A 16,799-nucleotide genomic window follows, 5' to 3' on the forward strand; every position below is an offset into this window, starting at 1 on the left:
AATCATGATACAGTTCAAGAAACTGATGAATGGCCGAGCGTTGTATCAGGAACCAGATAAAATATGGGTAGCCAAGGGCAGGCATTTCTTTGCAGTGGATTACGATGGCAGGCGTATGAGTCGCGTATTCACGGTGCCTGGGGGACTAAAGGACCGTTTGATGACTTGTGGCCGCATTCTGACCCAAGGCACGCGCAACGATATTCGCATCCTGCTCCCTCTGAAAAACGACAACATATTGATTGCGGCAAAGAGAAAGGTACTCATCTTCTCACCTTCTGGCAAAGTAGTGAATATATGGACAGACTTCCAAGGCAACAAACCGGGACATCAAGGTGCGTGTGTAACACCTGACGGTACGGTTTTTTTCACCGAATACCTGCTCAATCCAAAACGGGACCACGCAATCCGTCTTTGGCGTTCAAAAGACCACGGCATGACTTGGCAGATTGTAAAAGAGTTTATTCCAGGAGACATTCGGCATCTTCATTTCATAAAGTGGGATGTATATGCAAAATGTCTGTGGATGGGGACGGGCGATTATGGTGAGGGCGGATGCGAGAACCGTTTATATCAGAGCAAGGATAATGGTGAAACTTGGCGTATGGTCGGTCAAGGTAGCCAGGACTGGAGAGCAATTGGAGTCTGTATGACCGAAAATGCACTTACCTGGGGAACAGATGCCGGAAGTTGTCCGGACACTGTACATTTCGTGCGCTTGGACCGTAAAACTGAGCGTCTGGAGGTTTTGGAAGACATGGAAGGTCCTTGCCATGGCATGGCCTCGTTTGCAGACGGTCGTACCTTCTACTCGACAGGAGTTGAGGGCGGAGAGAATGAAAAAGACAACATCGCTCGCATGAAGATGCTGAGGCCAGACGGTAAGTTGCAAACTGTGTGGGAGTGCAAAAAAGACTGCCTCCCACTCATCATACAGTATGGTGTAATGCGCTTCCCGCTGGGAACGGACAACTGCAAACGTGTGGTATTTACAACAATGGGGCTTTCTGGAGGACATGGCGAAGCAATCATAATGGAGAAATAACATGGCTAATAATAAAAATAATAAATTAATGGCTCTACTGTCGGTCTGGGGCATTATTTTGGTTCTCATAGGGCACAGTGGGTTTGAAGAATCAGAAATACAGCAAAAATTACATGTACTGCATGGATGGATATATAGTTTCCACATGCCGCTGTTCTTTATGATTTCTGGGTATCTATTTTCGTTGACAAACAAAAACTTTACAGGAATCAAGACCGGAAAGTTCTTACAGAAAAAAATCACGAGACTCATAGTACCATACCTGACTTTAGGTACAATATTATGGGGCATCAAGTATACTTTCTCTGGGTTTTCGCACGCTACGAGAGATTTTTCGACTGGAACGTTCCTAAAAATGTTCATTGCCCCCGGATGTGATGGTAGCACAATGGGCTACTTATGGTATGTATTTACGCTATTTATGATATTTTCAGTCGTAGTGGTACTGAACAAGATACATATTGACATGAAAAAGTCAGGATGGTGTATCGGAGTGATGTTGGTCTTCTGGTTGATGTGGGGACTTTTCCCAAAAATTATATGGGTGAATTGGAGTATAGTCTGTCGTGATTTACCATTCTTCGTCGCTGGAATATTGTTGCATAAATATGAGCCTAAAATTCTGACCTTGATAAACAAGGGGGGGGGAAAGTGTAATTTAATCATATTAAGCAGCTTTAGCATATGCTTGCAATTCTTCGACCTCCCTGTTGGCACTACAATAAATTATATTTTCAAAGCCTTTGTCGGTTTGATAATGAGCATACAGTTGTGCTCGATGTTGCTTAAATACAAGTGGGTGGAAAGATACCTATTGCCTTTGGGGCAATATACCTATAGTATATATTTGCTTTCATGGTTTGGGCACTATGCCGCCAAGATATTATTAGTAAATGTATTACACATGCATTGGGGAATCGTAATGCTCGGAATGTTTATTGGCGGGTTGCTATTACCTCTCATAATTTGCAGGATAGTGGATAAGTCAGACTGGCTCAGCAAACAAAAATGGCTGAGAATAGTGATAGGATATTAAGAAAAAACAAAGAATGAAGAAAGTATTGATTTTGGATGGTGGTGCTGCTCATGCCATGGCCATTGCCGAATGCCTACAGAAGACAGGGTATTGGGTAGCCGTAATGTGCGATGAGAAGACGGAGTATGGCTACCATACGAAATTTGCGAACGAACGTTTCCTTGGCATTGGCAGTCACAAGCCGGAGTATGCAGAATACATGTTGGCATTTCTGAAGGAACATCATTTCGATGTGCTGATACCTACGTCTGATAAGTCGGCAGAATTTATGAGTTTCCACAAAGAGAAACTGCAAAAAATAACAGGGATACTGATGCCTGACCGTCAAGTGTTTGAGATGGGGTACAACAAAAACAATCTGATGACCGTGTGCAAAGAGAATGGTTTTCCACATCCATTTACAATAGATTTGGCAAAGGTCGGAGGATTGGAGGTAAAAGAGCTCAAAGAATTTCCTTACCCTGGACTCTTAAAACCGAACCTGACCAGTGGAGGTCGGGGAATGACATTGGTGAACTCCCTGGAAGAATTAACGGCTGTTTACCCCGCAATTCATGAGCAGTATGGAGAGTGCCATCTGCAACAGTTTATAAAGTCTGGCGGTAAGCAGGTGAAAGTACAAGTAATGACCGACACTGATGGCGAACCAAGGTACACAAGCGTAATTTGGAAGCAGCGATACTATCCAGTAAATGGAGGTTCAAGCTGTTGCAACGTAACTATCGACAACCCAGAAATAGCGGATATATGCTGTCGTGTACTGAAAGCTATTGGATGGATAGGATTTGCAGATTTTGACTTGATAGAAAACCCCGATACTGGGGAGTTGCTGATCATGGAAATCAATCCTCGTATTCCAGCTTGTGTGCGTTCTGCTTTCAAAAGCGGCATGGACTATGCTACAATGATAGCAGATGCTACAATAGGCTTACCGCTACGGGAGTACCAGTATGAGAGCGGCAAACGTTTGCGCCACTTAGGCTTTGATGTTTTGTGGTTTTTGAAATCACCAAACCGTTTTAAAACCAAGCCATCCTGGTTTAAATTCTTTGGTAAGAACTTGTATTATCAAGATTGGATATGTGGCGATTTTCCTGCATTCTTTTGGGGAACCTGGGGAAATTTTAAGAAACAGATGAATCCGGAGTTCAGGAAAGCAAAGTCTGGAGTAAAGATGTAATAAGTCTTTTTCCGAAAAACTTAAGACCGGACATTGGTCTACCAATATCATACTCCTCAGAAACCTGCGCGTACAATTCTGCATATCATAAACATACGCAGGAAAGAGGACTAAATCAAGTGCAGACCTTGCACAAGATACATCCCACAACAACCATCCCTTCTTTATTATAATCAAACTGGTTAATTAGACACAAGAAAGATTATGATATACCGATTCTTTAAGCGTCTGTTTGACGTGATTTGTGCCTTTATTGGCATTGTGGGCACCTCGCCTATCTGGATTATTTCAATTATCCTGACTGAAATCAGTGATCCCGGACCGTTATTTTACTTCGCCAATCGCGTGGGAAAGGATAATAAGAGATTCAAAATGTGGAAATTTCGGTCTATGCGTGTAGCACGTGGTGCAAATGAAGCGTCTCTCCGACCAGAACAGGATCGCATTTTTTGGTGGGGAAAAATTATGCGCAGACTGAAGATTGACGAGCTGCCTCAACTTATCAATATCTTGAACGGAACCATGTCCATAGTAGGCCCGCGACCTGCAGCTGTCGATCAGGTAGAGATCACCCGTGGCGGAGAGAATGCGATTGCAGCAACAGTTCCTTGTGGACTCACCAGCCAGTCCAGCCTTTGGGATTACATCTATGGCGATCAGTTTCCCGACGAAAATGAATATAATGACAAAGTGCTGCCAATTCGCCTGAAGTTGGATGTGTATTACGTAAAGCACGCATCTTTCTTCGGTGACATCCGCCTTATTTGGTGGACCGTGCTTGCAATTTTATATACAGCATGCGGTAAATACCCTCAATGGATGCATGATAAGTTGGTTGAATACTCTAAAACCGTATAACACTAAATATAAAAAACGATGAAATACTTACTTGTCGTGGCTCATCCCGATGATGAGACGCTCGGTGCAGGAGCTTCGATGTGGAAATGGTCACATCAAGGCAATACCGTGGACGTATGTATCATGTGCACAGAAGCAAAGGCTCGCGCGTTCCGTCCTTCAGACGAAGAACTCGGCGACGACACAAATGAGTCTAATAAATTTCTGGGGGTAAATAAAATTTATGAGGGGACGTTTCCGAATATTGAGATGAACACAGTTCCTCATCTTAAGTTAGTGCAGTTTATTGAAGCTGCCATTAAGGAAAGCGAGCCGGATATCATCATTACACATCATCCAGCAGACACGAACAATGATCATCTGCAGGCCTCAATGGCCTGCCAAGAGGCAATTCGTCTCTTCCAACGTCGGCCAGAAGTAAAGCGCGTGAAAGAGTTTTGGTATATGGAGGTTCCGTCATGTTCGGAATGGAAAATAAATAACGCCATGAACTCTTTTAATCCCAACTGCTATGTAGAGACGGGAAAAGATGGCATTGAAGCTAAGATTAAGGCACTTTCAATGTATCGTGGCGTAATGCGTCCGTATCCACACCCTCGTTCCGCCGAGTTTATAACGGGACTTGCCGCCTATCGTGGCGGGCAATGGGGGCTCAACTACGCTGAAGCTTTTGAAGTTGTTTTACGGGCCTATTAGTTGCCTTCCGGGAAATTCCCAACAGGCTTTCTAACTTCCCATAAAACAATAACAACCATAGATTTATCAACCTTAGATCTATGCATTGAGATATGACTCATATAAAACTCGATAACAAATTTTTTGACTGCATCCAGGAGCAGGCAGAAAACTCTCCTCGTCGCAGGATGAATTATGATCTGAGAACTTCAGCCGAGGATTCTTCCCAAAGAATGATCAATGTCTTGATGTCTGACACAGTCATTCCGATCCACCGGCATACGGACACATCTGAGACAGTGGTCATCTGCCGCGGCGCGATCAGAGAGGAGTTCTACGATGATCAGGGACATAAGACAGAGGAATTTATTCTTCGCGCCGGCGGAGAATGCCCTGCGATCCAAGTGCCCAAAGGAGTGTTTCACACTACGGTCTGCCTGGAGGATGGCAGCGTCATCTTCGAAGCCAAGGACGGAGCCTATAAGCCAATCTCACCCGAGGACGTTTTATAGATCCAAACTCACCCGCGTTATACGGCCCGGAAGAATGATCTTTCGGGCCGTATTCATATTCCATATCCAACACCCCCGCAAAACGGTAGTGTTTCAAGGTAATGATGCCAAAAGTGGTTGGTGGTATAAAATGTAACCGACATAATATTTGGTAGTTATAAGGATAAAATAGAGATTAGTAGAAACGGGTTTCTACTAATCTCTATTTTTATGTCAAAAAAACGAAAAATACGCTGTCCTCATTGTGGCTTTTTAGAGACAATAAAATGGGGTACTCGTAGCGGTTGCAGCCGCTATTATTGTAAGAATTGTGGCAGCTATTTTACGGATCGTCGAGACTGGATTTCCGATAAAAACAAGTTTATATGGTTCGCGCGTTGGGTTCGCGGTAAACAGCGTATTTGTGACCTTGCGAGTGAGAGCGGATACAGCGAACGCACCCTAAAAAGATACTTCTATCGGCTCTTGCCCCAGTGCCCTTTATGGCAGATACAGCGACGCGAGAAGGTAAATCTTCTGATCGACGGCACCTACTTCTCAAATAAGATTTGTCTGGTTGTATATCGGGATCACAACATCAAGATGACCCTCCTCTATCGCATAACCAGGAGTGAAACGCTGCGGGATTTGAAAGCAGACCTAACGGCTATACGCGATGTCGGCATTCAAATTGAGAGTGTCACCTGTGATGGATCTCCCAATATCATAAAAGCGGTGCGGGAAGTGTGTCCGGAGGCGATCTTGCAGCGTTGTACGGTACATGTAGCGCGAGAGATAGAGACGTGGATTACACGCAAACCACAGACCGTAGCGGCACAGGAACTCCTCGAACTGGTGCACTTGTTAAATGGAGTACAAACACATGATGAGGCACAGTTATGGATACGGGCTTTTATTGACTGGTATCGGCGACACGAACCATTTATCAATGAAAAAACCGTAGATGAGCTGTCGGGAAGATGGTGGTTTACGCATAAGATGCTGCATCGAAGTGTCTCGCATATCAAGCGTGCCATACCCGATCTGTTTTCATACACGCGATACCCTAATGTACCTAAATCTTCAAATTCTATTGAGTCGTTCTTCGGTCACTTGAAGGATAATTTAAGAATCCATCGTGGACTCTCGGAACAACATTTTAAGGACTTTGTAAAGTGGTATCTTTTCCTGAACAGCAATGATGGAATTATTAAGAAACGCAAATGACCAGAATCGTACAATTCTGGTCATTTGATCCAATACGACACCAACCACTTTTGGCATCATTACCTGTTTCAAAAAGTGTGTCTGTGCAGGCGCCTTGGTAGTGTTTCAAAAAGTGTGTCTGTGCAGGCGCCTTCAGATTCTTCAGATATGCAAATATAGCGATTCTTGATTTAGAACAACACGCCGCGGCGTGTTGTTCATATTTTTGTGTTATAGTCTTCACTCGGGGAATAATTCCCGATCCAGGTCGATCCGCGGCACCGGCCTCAGGTAGGACTTCTTATCCATGGCCGTTTTACCCATCAGCAGCAGTACCGACTCCTCGCTGGGCATGGCTCCCCGCATGCGTGTAACCCGTCGAAAATCCTTCTGCAGACGCTCGATCCAGTTCGTCGTGTAGATCATCGACTGAATCCTTGCCTCGTAATTCAGATAGGTGAAGTAGGCTTTGTAGGCTGGGTCTTCGCCCCGTCGTCGAAAACTGCGATAATCCTGACCCCATTTCTCACAGAGCGCCTGCCATTGTTCCCAGGCTCTCTCCACCGTATAGCTGCGATCCCCCGTACGGAAGACCTGTCGCAGATCCTCGGCCAGCTCGCCCTTGTCGCCGTTGCGCACGCAGCTCAGCAGATTGCGTTTCAGGTGCGTCGTACAGCGTTGTAGCGGGGTTCCGGGAAAGACCGCACTGATGACATCCTCCAGACCCTTCAGCCCGTCGGCACACACCAGGCCGATCTTCCGAACGCCTCGTTCCTGCAGCTCTGTGAGCATCTCGCCCCAGCCCAGGGCGCTCTCCGTGGGCTTGTTGAAGATCCCCAGCACTTCACGCCGCTTGTCTTCACGCACAGCTAGCACCACATAGAAAGCTTCTGTTTCTACGCTCCGCTTGCGGTGGATCTTCATGTGTACGCAATCGATGAAGACGATCGGATAATAAGCCTCCAGAGAGCGCGTGAGCCATTGCGAAACATCTTCACGAAGGTAGTCCAGCATCCGCGAAATACTCGCCTTGCTGTAGTGCTCGCCATAGATATCCTGGAATACCTCGCCGACCTGTTCCTGCGTAAGACCTTTCGTATACAGCGTTCCGGCAAGGCGTTCGCATTCATCCTCCTGATGGCGCAGGATCGCCAGAATCCGGGGATGAAAATTCCCGTAGCGATCTCGAGGTATCCGGAACGTCAGCGTTCGGCCATGACCGTAACTATGCCCCGGGCTGGCGATTTCGGAGCAAAGGCCCCCAGAAAACCGATGATTATTTCGGAGTAAAACCACCCAATTATTACAGATGGGTAAAAACATAGGAAACCAAATATAACAAAATCGGCTAAATCACACTGATTTATAGTTAGTTATGAATAAAGTCCGATTTTTGATTAGACCGTTATATTTGCCTAAATTGAGATATTTTCGCGCGCTTTTTGTCCCGTTTTTGTCCCTTTTGGATTTATCTTTGCGAAGTGCATAAGTGACTGATAAACAATATAGTAACAAATCCAAGAATCGGATAATACAGAAAATAAAATGGGACGAAAGAAGAAAGAAATCAAAATGAAAGAGCCTGTCCGCATACGCGAGAAGAGGCTCAACGACGGCAATGTAAGTCTGTATCTCGACATGTATTACATGGGTGCAAGGAAAAAGGAGGGGCTGAAGCTCTACCTCGTTCCGGAAGTGAACGCTGCCGCCAAATTACAGAACCGGAATACGCTCAAGCTTGCCGAGCAAATCAAGGCGGAGCGTATTCTCGACATTCAGCAACATGGACTTGTAAATTGGGAGAGCGTGAAAAAGGGGCGGATGACGCTTGCCACATGGGTGGAGAAGTACACGAAAGATGAGAACGGCCTTACTCCTGCAAGCATGAGGTCGAAACGGAACGCGCAGGCAAGGGTGGAACAATACCTATTATATATAGGGAAGCCCAATCTTGCATTGAAAGAGGTGGACAAGGATTTCTGTAAGGGCTTCATCGCCTTCTTAAAGACCTGTACGTTCAATAACGGGAAAAAGACATTGGGCAGCACCACCTGCCGTATCTTCATGAATCGTTTAGCTGCCGCCTTGAACATGGCTGTCCGTGAGGGGCTGATTGACAACAACCCGTTCAAGCTGTTGGACGCAAAGGAGAAACCGCAAAAGAAAAGCGCCATGCGCGAGTTTCTGACCATAGAGGAACTGCGGACGCTGATTGCCACGCCGTGCCGCTATGAGATTGTAAAAAAGGCTTTCCTGTTTTCTTGTTTTACAGGCTTGCGGTACAGCGACATGATGGCATTGAAGTGGAACGAGATACACAAGGCGGCTGACGGTAAGACGCTCTACATCGAGCATGAGCAGGTAAAGACCAAGAACATGGTGACGATACCGCTTTCCAACGAGGCCTTGAAATGGATGCCAAGAAAGTCGAAAGGGGACGAAAGAGTGTTCCACCAACTCCGTATCACCTCTACCACGGTTGAAGTGGTGTTGGGCGAATGGATGCAGGAGGCCGGAATACAGAAGCACATCACCTATCATTGCTCACGGCATACGGCGGCAACCCTGTTGCTAACCCTCGGCGCAGACCTCTATACAGTGAGCAAGATTCTCGGACACCGGAGCATAAGGATGACGGAAGTCTATGCCAAGATAGTGGACAAAAAGAAAATCGAGACGATGAACCTCGTGAACAATATGTTTGTATAACTTAAAAATAAAAAGGAAGAATTTTATGAAAGTAGAAATCAAAGCAAGAATGTTGACAGCCGGAAACCGTAGCCTTTATTTGGAGTATTACGAAACCGGCTTCCGCAAGAGGGAGAACCTGCACCTGTACCTTATCCCCGATGACGCTCCCAATGCAAGAAAACTCAACGAACAAACCTTGCGAAAGGCACAGGAGATACAGGCACAGCGCATCCTTACACCTCCGTCTTTCGAGAAGAAGGAAAAGAGGGAAGAAAACGAACAGAACAAGACCATGACTTGGCTTGGGTGGTGCGATGACTATGTGCGTTGTGCCATGACAGATGGAAACTGTAAAAAAATGATACAACATAAGGATGTTGTGCGCAGGCGGATTGAAGCCTATTTGAAACGTGCAAAGAAAACGGATGTCTTGCTGAAAGATGTGGACAGGGATTTGGTAAGCGGCCTGTTCGGGTATATGCGAAGTTATCGTAACCGTAAGCAAATAAGGACGAATGGCGGCAGGCTGGCCGCTTATACCCTCGTGCTGTTCGAAGAGACAGTAAAGGCCATTTTCAACAAGGCGGTGCGTGACGGTCTGATTGCGTACAACCCTATTCAAGACTTATCCAAAGAAGAACGCTTTCATGCGCCGGACAAGCACCGTGAATACCTGACGGCTGACGAACTGAAACGTTTTCTCTCGGTAGAACCGCAAACCTTTATGGAAGAAGTCGTGCAAAGGGCTTTCGGCTTTTCCTGCATGACGGGGCTTCGGCTCGGTGATATGCAACGGTTGCGCTGGAGCGACATCAAGGACGTAAACGGCGTGCTGATGGTTTCCCTTATCCAACACAAGACCAAGAGGCCTGTCGCCGTGCCGCTTAACGCTTTAGCCATCTCGCTACTTCCTCCAAGACCTGAGGATGGCAAGGATGGTATTATTTTCCCGTTGGTGAAGAAACCAGATAACGTGGCAAAGTACGTGCGCCGCATAAAGAACAAGGCAGGGATAGAAAAAGACTTCACTTACCACAGCAGCCGTCATTCGGCGGCAACACTGGCGATAACGGCAGGAGCAGAGCTATACTCTGTCAGCAAGATTTTGGGTCATGGCAGCATCGCATCCACGCAAGTTTACGCAAAGGTAAATATGGAGAAAAAGGTTGAAGCGATGAACCTGACAAACGGTGTGTTCTAACTTGAATGATAGTTCAAACAAGGGGTGTTGAAATGACATCCCCCTATGTTTGAAGTGGAAGTTGTTTAGGGGGCGCTAAATCAACGCCCCCCTATAATTATTCAAATTTATGGAGAAGAAAAACATTTTTGCAAAAACACAACTCGTTGGTTGTGCTTTCTTGAATATTTGTATTACCTTTGCATTCAGACAAGATAAGGTAATCTTTCAATGAATACAACGACAGATAAAATGCCTTGTATGGCTTTGGAAGCTGTAAGGCAGGAAACTGATGTGAAACAGGATAAAAAGGATTGGGCGGAATATTCGCAGTTGATTGCCACCGCCATGTCAAAACGGATGACGGAACTCGGTTTGACGCAACAGATGCTTGCCGAAAAGATGAACTGCACCCAGCAATACATATCCAAAGTGCTGAAAGGCAAAAAGAATATGTCGTTGGAAACCATCTGTAAGATAGAAAACGCATTGGGCATTGAGATTATCAGAAGTCTGAACGATAATAAGTAACACAAAAAGGCAGAACAGGAATATGTCTATACAAAGTGAAGCGGCATTGGAAGCCGGACTTATCGCCACGCTCCAGCAAATGGACTATGAATATGTCCAGATTGCCGAGGAAGAGAATCTTCAAGCCAATTTCAAGCGGCAGTTGGAGATACACAACCATAAGCGGTTGGCAGAGCATGGCCGTACCGAATTTACGGATGAGGAATTTGACAAGATACTCATCTACCTTGAAGGAGGCACCCGCTTTGAAAAAGCGAAGAAGCTCCGCGACCTTTATCCGCTTGACACGGCGGACGGTAAACGCATCTGGGTGGAGTTCCTTAACCGCCAACAGTGGTGTCAGAACGAATTTCAGGTTTCCAACCAAATTACGGTGGAAGGACGTAAGAAATGCCGTTATGATGTGACCATTCTTATAAACGGTCTGCCTTTGGTACAGATTGAATTGAAACGCCGGGGCGTAGAGTTAAGGGTAGCATACGACCAAATCCAACGTTATCACAAAACTTCTTATCATGGTTTGTTTGACTATATCCAACTGTTTGTTATTTCCAACGGTGTCAACACACGCTATTTCGCCAACAATCCCAACGGTGGTTATAAGTTCACGTTCAACTGGACGGATGCGGCCAATGTGCCGTTCAATGAATTGGATAAGTTCGCAGCCGCATTTTTAGAGAAATGTACGCTCGGCAAAATCATAGGCAAATACATTGTGCTGCATGAGGGTGACAAGTGCCTGATGGTGCTTCGTCCGTACCAATTCTATGCCGTGGAGAAAATTTTGGATAAGGTAAAGAACTCCAACGACAACGGCTATATATGGCATACAACAGGAGCCGGAAAGACATTGACTTCATTCAAGGCGGCACAGCTTGTTGCGGAGTTGGATGATGTGGATAAGGTGATGTTCGTGGTTGACCGCCACGACCTTGACACCCAAACCCAATCGGAATATGAAGCCTTTGAACCGGGTGCAGTGGATGGCACGGACAATACGGACGAATTGGTGAAACGCTTGCACAGCAACTCCAAGATAATTATCACCACCATACAAAAGCTCAATGCCGCAGTCAGCAAGACATGGTACAGCAACAAAATTGAAGCCATACGCCACTCACGTATCGTGATGATATTCGATGAGTGCCACAGAAGTCACTTCGGGGAAAGTCACAAGCGGATAATGAAGTTCTTTGACAACGCCCAAGTGTTCGGCTTCACTGGTACTCCCATCTTCACGGAAAATGCCGTTGACGGGCATACCACCAAAGAGATATTCGGTAACTGCCTACACCAATACCTTATCAAGGATGCCATAGCCGATGAAAATGTTTTGGGCTTCCTTGTGGAGTATTATCACGGAAGCGAAGAAGTGGAAAAGGGCAATGCCAACCGCATGGAGGAGATAGCCAAATTCATCCTTAATAATTTCAATAAGTCAACCTTTGACGGTGAATTTGATGCGTTGTTTGCCGTGCAGTCCGTACCGATGCTTATCCGTTATTATAAGATATTCAAGTCCTTGAAGCCGAAAATCCGTATCGGTGCAGTGTTTACATACGCTGCCAACAGCAGCCAGGACGATGAACAGACGGGGATGAATACGGGGCAGTATGTCAGCGAGAGCACAGGCGAGGCGGACGAATTGCAAGCTATCATGGATGACTACAATGAAATGTTCGGCACAGCGTTCACGACCGAGAATTTCCGTGCTTACTATGATGACATCAACCTGCGCATGAAAAAGAAGAAAGCGGACATGAAGCCGCTTGACCTCTGCCTTGTCGTGGGTATGTTCCTTACGGGTTTTGACAGCAAGAAACTCAACACGCTCTATGTGGATAAGAATTTGGAGTATCACGGATTGCTGCAAGCATTCAGCCGAACCAACCGTGTACTGAATGAGAAAAAACGTTTCGGGAAGATTATATGTTTCCGTGATTTGAAAAACAATGTAGATACGGCCATCAGGCTTTTCAGTAACTCCAACAATCCCGAAGAAATAGTACGACCTCCGTTTGAGGACGTGAAAAAGGAATACCAGCAGTTGGCAACTGACTTCTTGCAGAAATACCCCGAGCCAAGCAGCATAGACCTGTTGCAGAGTGAAAAGGACAAGAAAGACTTTGTACTGGCTTTCCGCGACATCATCCGCAAGCACGCCGAGATTCAGATATACGAGGACTACAGCGATGATGCGGACGACCTCGGCATGACCGAACAGCAGTTCATGGACTTCCGAAGCAAGTACCTTGACATTCACGATACGTTTGTTCCATCGGATATACCTTCACCCTCTCCAAACGGCGGCGATGAAACGCCAAGCGATGAACGGTTGGAAGATGTGGATTTCTGCCTTGAACTCCTGCACAGCGACATTATCAATGTGGCGTATATCCTCGAACTGATTGCCAATCTTGACCCGTACAGCACGGACTATGCAGAGAGGCGCAAGAACATCATTGACACGATGATAAAGGATGCCGAAATGCGTAACAAGGCGAAACTCATTGACGGTTTCATTCAAAAGAACGTGGACGAGGATAAGGAGAACTTCATGATGCAGCGGCAAAAGGCGGACGGTACAAGTGAACTGGAAGAACGATTGAATAACTATATCACGACCGAGCGCGAAAAGGCCGTGAACTCTTTGGCACAGGACGAGGGACTTTCTTCTGATGTACTCGACCATTACTTGAAAGAATATGACTACCTGCAAAAAGAGCAGCCGGAAATCATACAAAAGGCTCTCAAAGAGAAGCACCTCGGACTGATTAAGACACGAAAGGCTTTGACAAGGATAATGGATAGGTTGCGCAGTATTATCAGAACTTTTAGTTGGGATTAAATTATGGACGAAAATGTTTTTCTTGTAAAGTGGTATGGCCCATTTGCTACTTCAGAGGAAGAAAGATTATGGGAAAAAGAACAATCATTCAAGTGCTCTTTATATTTACTACATGGCAAATTAAAATACGCAAAGTCACGTGAAGTCTATTATTGCGGGGAATCCACACGGAACGTATATAAAAGACTTTGTGATAAAGGGCACCATATCGCCGAGATAAAAGAGCGTTTGAACTCAATTTATGTAGGTCGTATATCCAACATCAAACATCCTACAAGAAGCCAAATAATGTTAGTAGAAAAGACTATTACAGCATATTTGGCTGAAGAGCTTGGAGAGCAGAATCTACTTAATGCAACAAATTTCTATTATTCAAGCCAAAATGTATATGTAATTAACGAGTGGTGGAAAATAGATGGTGTATCCATGTGGGCACGTCAACCCATAAATGCACCATCCCATATTGTGCCAGATGTAATATGCTCTCATTGTACGGAGAACAAAGATATAGAGCTGTATGGTTGTAAGAAAATGAAACGGTTGTAACCAATAAAATCTCAACAATGAAGTTAGGCAAATTAGAACAAGTAACAGACCTCCGCTCTGTTTGGAAGCACGAAGCTAAGGATTTCACTCCTTGGCTGGCCAAAGAAGAAAATTTAGAGATTCTTAGTGAAGCGGTGGGCATAGATATAGTTGTCGAAGAACAGGAATCCAATGTAGGCGATTTTAGTGTTGACCTGTACGCTACAGAGGAAGGGACAGGGCGGCGAATTATCATAGAGAACCAACTGGAAGAAACTAATCACGACCATTTGGGTAAGATTATTACGTATGCTTCGGGTAAAGATGCGGAGGTGATTATTTGGATTGTCAAGAAAGCACGTGACGAGCATAAACAAGCCATAGAATGGCTGAATCAACATACAGATGACAAATTTGAGTTTTTCCTAATAGAGATTGAATTATGGAAAATCAACGATTCTGAACCAGCTCCTAAGTTCAATATCGTAGAACGCCCCAATAATTGGGCAAAGGCTATGAAAAAGACTGCTGGACTTTCGGAAACTGAAAGTCTGCAACTCGCTTTTTGGGAACAATTCAACAATGAAGCTCCCAAATATTCTGCTTTTATGAAGAATTTCAAATTACGAAAGCCGCAAGCTCAACATTGGTATGACCTTGGGATGGGGTCATCCGCATATCATCTTTGCATGACATTGAATACTAAAAATAACAGTCTATCTGCAGGATTGTATGTTCACGAAGACAAAGAAATTATTGCAAAATTCAAGGCTAATGAAGAACTTGTCACCAAGATTTTAGGTATATCAGACCAAAATGAAATCGAATGGCGTTTGAATGATAACAAAAAGTCAAGTCGTTTCTTAGTCCTTCATTCTATGGGAGATATGAATGACAAAGATAATTGGAATAGAGGCTGTGCATGGCTTTGTGACATGTGCATAAGAATAAAACAAGTAGTTAAAGAGATACTAAAATAGATATGAGCGAAGAATTACAACAGAAACTCCGTGACCAACTTTGGGAAGTGGCCAATAAGTTGCGCGGTAATATGTCGGCCAGTGATTTCATGTATTTCACTTTGGGCTTCATCTTCTACAAATACCTTTCGGAGAAGATAGAGGCATACGCCAACAATGCTTTGGTGGATGATGAAGTGTCATTCAAAGAATTGTGGACTATGGAGGGCGAGGATGCCGCCGAACTGCAAGAGGAACTGAAAAAGCAATGCTTGGAGGGTGTCGGCTACTTTATCGAACCGACTTACCTTTTCTCATCGGTGATAGACCGGATAAAGAAGAAAGAGAACATATTGCCCATCCTTGAACGCTCGTTGAAGCGGATTGAGGACAGCACATTGGGGCATGACAGTGAGGAAGATTTCGGTGGTCTGTTCTCTGATATAGACCTTGCTTCACCCAAGCTGGGCAAGACGGCTGATGACAAAAATACCCTCGTCAGCAATGTACTGTTGGCATTGGATGATATAAAGTTTGGCGTGGAAGCCTCGAATGAGATAGATATTCTTGGCGATGCCTACGAGTATATGATTGGCCAGTTCGCTGCTGGAGCCGGAAAGAAAGCCGGGGAGTTCTATACTCCGCAAGAGGTCAGTCAGATATTGGCAGAAATCGTGTCTATCGGTCATGCGCGGCTTCGCAATGTGTACGACCCGACTTGCGGTAGCGGCTCGTTGCTTCTTCGTGCGGCAAAGGTCGGTCACGCGGTGGATATTTACGGACAAGAGAAGAATCCGACCACTTACAACCTTGCCCGGATGAATATGCTGCTGCACGGCATCAAGTTCAGCAACTTCAAGATTGAGAACGGTGATACATTAGAATGGGATGCCTTTGGCGATACGCAGTTTGACGCGGTTGTGGCAAATCCTCCTTTCTCTGCAGAATGGAGTGCCGCAGACAAGTTCAATAACGATGACCGTTTTAGCAAGGCCGGACGGCTCGCGCCGAAAAAAACAGCCGACTACGCCTTTATCCTCCACATGATTTACCACTTGAATGAGGGTGGCACGATGGCTTGCGTAGCTCCGCATGGTGTATTGTTCCGTGGCAATGCAGAGGGTGTAATCCGCCGTTTCCTCATAGAGAAGAAGAACTATATAGATGCTATTATCGGTTTGCCAGCCAACATCTTCTATGGTACAAGCATACCAACCTGCATCCTTGTGATGAAGAAGTGCCGTAAGGAGGATGACAATATCCTGTTCATTGATGCCAGCAAGGAGTTTGAGAAAGTCAAAACCCAAAACAAGCTTCGTCCGCAACACATCCAAAAGATAGTCGAAACCTATCGTGACCGTAAGGAAATAGAAAAGTACAGTCACCTTGCCACGCTGCAAGAGATAGCCGACAACGATTATAACCTGAACATCCCTCGTTACGTTGATACGTTTGAGGAAGAAGAACCGATTGACATCAAGGCAGTAATGGCGGAAATCAAAGAATTAGAGACTAAACGTGCCGAGTTGGATAAGGAGATTGACGTATATCTGAAAGAGTTGGGAATTGTATAA

15 protein-coding genes are annotated in these 16,799 nt (G+C 45.3%); 14 read left to right on the plus strand and 1 reads right to left on the minus strand.

Going from position 1 to position 16,799, the window contains the following annotated elements; genetic code table 11:
• Positions 1-4: 4 nt before the first annotated feature.
• The 7 genes from ABGT65_RS03625 to ABGT65_RS03655 all read left to right on the plus strand — a co-directional run bounded on the left by ABGT65_RS03625 (position 5) and on the right by ABGT65_RS03655 (position 6,512).
• Positions 5-1,045, plus strand: coding sequence for a hypothetical protein (locus ABGT65_RS03625; RefSeq protein ID WP_346699816.1), 1,041 nt, complete (start codon positions 5-7; stop codon positions 1,043-1,045).
• Position 1,046: 1 nt separating this feature from the next.
• The gene (locus tag ABGT65_RS03630) at positions 1,047-2,081 is read left to right on the plus strand and encodes an acyltransferase (RefSeq protein ID WP_346699818.1); all 1,035 of its coding nucleotides are present in this window, start codon (positions 1,047-1,049) and stop codon (positions 2,079-2,081) included.
• A 13-nt stretch (positions 2,082-2,094) separates the two neighbouring features.
• Entirely contained in the window at positions 2,095-3,261 is a 1,167-nt protein-coding gene (locus tag ABGT65_RS03635) for an ATP-grasp domain-containing protein (protein WP_346699820.1), read from the plus strand.
• Positions 3,262-3,465: 204 nt separating this feature from the next.
• Positions 3,466-4,119, plus strand: a complete 654-nt coding sequence (locus ABGT65_RS03640) for a sugar transferase (RefSeq protein ID WP_302581858.1) — start codon at positions 3,466-3,468, stop codon at positions 4,117-4,119.
• Between the two features lie 18 nt (positions 4,120-4,137).
• The gene (locus ABGT65_RS03645; RefSeq protein ID WP_346699822.1) at positions 4,138-4,815 is read left to right on the plus strand and encodes a PIG-L family deacetylase; all 678 of its coding nucleotides are present in this window, start codon (positions 4,138-4,140) and stop codon (positions 4,813-4,815) included.
• 92 nt (positions 4,816-4,907) lie between these two features.
• Positions 4,908-5,306: a WbuC family cupin fold metalloprotein gene (locus tag ABGT65_RS03650; protein ID WP_346699823.1), complete on the plus strand. Its 399-nt coding sequence runs from the start codon at positions 4,908-4,910 to the stop codon at positions 5,304-5,306.
• A gap of 210 nt (positions 5,307-5,516) precedes the next feature.
• The gene (locus ABGT65_RS03655; RefSeq protein ID WP_149873922.1) at positions 5,517-6,512 is read left to right on the plus strand and encodes a transposase; all 996 of its coding nucleotides are present in this window, start codon (positions 5,517-5,519) and stop codon (positions 6,510-6,512) included.
• 219 nt (positions 6,513-6,731) lie between these two features.
• Here the strand turns inward: ABGT65_RS03655 and ABGT65_RS03660 are convergent, their stop codons facing one another.
• Positions 6,732-7,787 carry an IS256 family transposase gene (locus tag ABGT65_RS03660; protein WP_346699824.1) on the minus strand — a complete coding sequence of 352 codons (1,056 nt, stop codon included), beginning with the start codon at positions 7,785-7,787 and terminating at the stop codon, positions 6,732-6,734.
• Between the two features lie 276 nt (positions 7,788-8,063).
• On the opposite strand from ABGT65_RS03660, the gene ABGT65_RS03665 reads away from it, so the two are divergent.
• The 7 genes from ABGT65_RS03665 to ABGT65_RS03695 all read left to right on the plus strand — a co-directional run bounded on the left by ABGT65_RS03665 (position 8,064) and on the right by ABGT65_RS03695 (position 16,799).
• Positions 8,064-9,200, plus strand: coding sequence for a site-specific integrase (locus ABGT65_RS03665; RefSeq protein WP_346699826.1), 1,137 nt, complete (start codon positions 8,064-8,066; stop codon positions 9,198-9,200).
• 25 nt (positions 9,201-9,225) lie between these two features.
• Positions 9,226-10,383: a tyrosine-type recombinase/integrase gene (locus ABGT65_RS03670; protein ID WP_346699828.1), complete on the plus strand. Its 1,158-nt coding sequence runs from the start codon at positions 9,226-9,228 to the stop codon at positions 10,381-10,383.
• Positions 10,384-10,593: 210 nt separating this feature from the next.
• Complete coding sequence (locus ABGT65_RS03675) at positions 10,594-10,893, plus strand: helix-turn-helix transcriptional regulator (protein ID WP_117816661.1); 300 nt, start codon at positions 10,594-10,596, stop codon at positions 10,891-10,893.
• A gap of 22 nt (positions 10,894-10,915) precedes the next feature.
• Positions 10,916-13,741: a type I restriction endonuclease subunit R gene (locus ABGT65_RS03680; RefSeq protein WP_249052635.1), complete on the plus strand. Its 2,826-nt coding sequence runs from the start codon at positions 10,916-10,918 to the stop codon at positions 13,739-13,741.
• A gap of 3 nt (positions 13,742-13,744) precedes the next feature.
• Positions 13,745-14,287: a hypothetical protein gene (locus ABGT65_RS03685; protein ID WP_249052633.1), complete on the plus strand. Its 543-nt coding sequence runs from the start codon at positions 13,745-13,747 to the stop codon at positions 14,285-14,287.
• A gap of 17 nt (positions 14,288-14,304) precedes the next feature.
• Positions 14,305-15,246, plus strand: a complete 942-nt coding sequence (locus tag ABGT65_RS03690; protein ID WP_087207622.1) for a DUF4268 domain-containing protein — start codon at positions 14,305-14,307, stop codon at positions 15,244-15,246.
• Positions 15,247-15,248: 2 nt separating this feature from the next.
• Positions 15,249-16,799, plus strand: a complete 1,551-nt coding sequence (locus ABGT65_RS03695; protein ID WP_346699830.1) for a type I restriction-modification system subunit M — start codon at positions 15,249-15,251, stop codon at positions 16,797-16,799.

The organism is uncultured Alistipes sp. (assembly GCF_963931675.1).
Taxonomy (GTDB): domain Bacteria; phylum Bacteroidota; class Bacteroidia; order Bacteroidales; family Rikenellaceae; genus Alistipes.

Excerpts from the sequence above, each read along its gene's own strand:
- ABGT65_RS03685 (WP_249052633.1), top strand. The coding sequence starts at position 13,745 with ATGGACGAAAATGTTTTTCTTGTAAAGTGGTATGGCCCATTTGCTACT.
- ABGT65_RS03645 (WP_346699822.1), top strand. The coding sequence starts at position 4,138 with ATGAAATACTTACTTGTCGTGGCTCATCCCGATGATGAGACGCTCGGT.
- ABGT65_RS03695 (WP_346699830.1), top strand. The coding sequence starts at position 15,249 with ATGAGCGAAGAATTACAACAGAAACTCCGTGACCAACTTTGGGAAGTG.
- ABGT65_RS03665 (WP_346699826.1), top strand. The coding sequence starts at position 8,064 with ATGAAAGAGCCTGTCCGCATACGCGAGAAGAGGCTCAACGACGGCAAT.
- ABGT65_RS03680 (WP_249052635.1), top strand. The coding sequence starts at position 10,916 with ATGTCTATACAAAGTGAAGCGGCATTGGAAGCCGGACTTATCGCCACG.
- ABGT65_RS03635 (WP_346699820.1), top strand. The coding sequence starts at position 2,095 with ATGAAGAAAGTATTGATTTTGGATGGTGGTGCTGCTCATGCCATGGCC.
- ABGT65_RS03670 (WP_346699828.1), top strand. The coding sequence starts at position 9,226 with ATGAAAGTAGAAATCAAAGCAAGAATGTTGACAGCCGGAAACCGTAGC.
- ABGT65_RS03675 (WP_117816661.1), top strand. The coding sequence starts at position 10,594 with ATGAATACAACGACAGATAAAATGCCTTGTATGGCTTTGGAAGCTGTA.
- ABGT65_RS03625 (WP_346699816.1), top strand. The coding sequence starts at position 5 with ATGATACAGTTCAAGAAACTGATGAATGGCCGAGCGTTGTATCAGGAA.
- ABGT65_RS03655 (WP_149873922.1), top strand. The coding sequence starts at position 5,517 with ATGTCAAAAAAACGAAAAATACGCTGTCCTCATTGTGGCTTTTTAGAG.
- ABGT65_RS03630 (WP_346699818.1), top strand. The coding sequence starts at position 1,047 with ATGGCTAATAATAAAAATAATAAATTAATGGCTCTACTGTCGGTCTGG.
- ABGT65_RS03690 (WP_087207622.1), top strand. The coding sequence starts at position 14,305 with ATGAAGTTAGGCAAATTAGAACAAGTAACAGACCTCCGCTCTGTTTGG.
- ABGT65_RS03650 (WP_346699823.1), top strand. The coding sequence starts at position 4,908 with ATGACTCATATAAAACTCGATAACAAATTTTTTGACTGCATCCAGGAG.
- ABGT65_RS03640 (WP_302581858.1), top strand. The coding sequence starts at position 3,466 with ATGATATACCGATTCTTTAAGCGTCTGTTTGACGTGATTTGTGCCTTT.